A 1,253-nucleotide genomic window follows, 5' to 3' on the forward strand; every position below is an offset into this window, starting at 1 on the left:
AAACTGCAAGATGTATTCAACCTTGCACATGACCAAGCTCATCCTGACAAAATCGATGCCGCCATCCGTGCCAATACGCGGGTATCTGGAACTAACATGTGGGTATTGATGTTTGCCATTGCCGTGGCGAGTATCGGTTTGAATGTAAACAGCACGGCGGTAGTGATTGGGGCGATGTTGATTTCTCCGTTGATGGGGCCGATCGTCGGTATGGGTTACGGTGCCGCGGTAGGCGATACTGCACTGATCCGCCAAGCAGCACGCAATATTATTGTGTTCATCGCCATCAGTTTGGTTACCGCTACACTGTATTTCCTGCTAACCCCGCTGAAAGAGGCACAAAGCGAGCTTTTGGCACGTACCCAGCCAACCCTATGGGACGTGTTAATTGCCTTCTTCGGCGGTAGTGCAGGCATTGTGGCATTAACGCGCAAAGAAGGAGGCAATGCCATCCCGGGTGTGGCAATTGCCACTGCACTGATGCCTCCTCTGTGCACGGCGGGCTATGGACTAGCACACGGTAACTGGCACTATTTTTTCGGTGCTTTTTATCTGTTTGCCATCAACTGCGTGTTCATCGCTTTTTCCACCCTACTGTTTTCCAAACTACTTAAGCTGCCGCGCAGGGGGCTGGTAAGTGAGACCAAACGCAGACTGCACCGTATTATTATCACAGCCGTAGTGTTGGCAGTGATGATTCCGAGCGGATATATGGCATCGGGACTAGTGCGTCAGGAGCTGTTTAATACCAAAGCCAACAATGCCATCGCCGCTGCACAACAGCAGGAAGGTTTTTTCGTGCTGCGTAAAATGGTGAACTACAAAGAACGTGCAGTCGGGCTGATTGTCAACGGAACAGGGAATGCCGAGAAAATTACCACTCTGCTGGTCACAAATCTGAAAGCGGTAGGTATAAAAGAACCGCAAGTGAAAGTAGTCTATGCGGGGGGCAGTGACACCAAAATTGAAGAACTGCTGGCAAGCCATAACAACTCGGTGCAGTTACAGAACAAGCTGGAAGAGCAGCAGGCCTACATCGATACCGTGCTGGCGGGCAAAACCACCAGTCCCGAAGACGTAGCAGTACTGAGGGAAATCAAAGCCCAATATCCGGAAGCCGAAAAAATCGTTGTTGGGCGCGGTTTGGTTTGGGAAAAAGCACAAACTGCACCCGCTACGCAGGAGCAGCCTGAGAGAGTTCAAAGCGAAGAAGCGGACGCAAGTAACAATATTGTTGTCTCCCTCGAATTCGA

1 protein-coding gene is annotated in these 1,253 nt (G+C 50.8%); it reads left to right on the top strand.

Features of this window, described 5'->3' with window-relative positions; translation table 11 throughout:
• The coding region (locus tag ACLD9W_RS12320; protein WP_410842280.1) for a TIGR00341 family protein at positions 1–1,253 on the top strand (1,253 nt) is incomplete at both ends.

The sequence above is a fragment of the Neisseria sp. WLZKY-1 genome (assembly GCF_046546535.1).
Classification (GTDB): Bacteria; Pseudomonadota; Gammaproteobacteria; order Burkholderiales; family Neisseriaceae; genus Neisseria.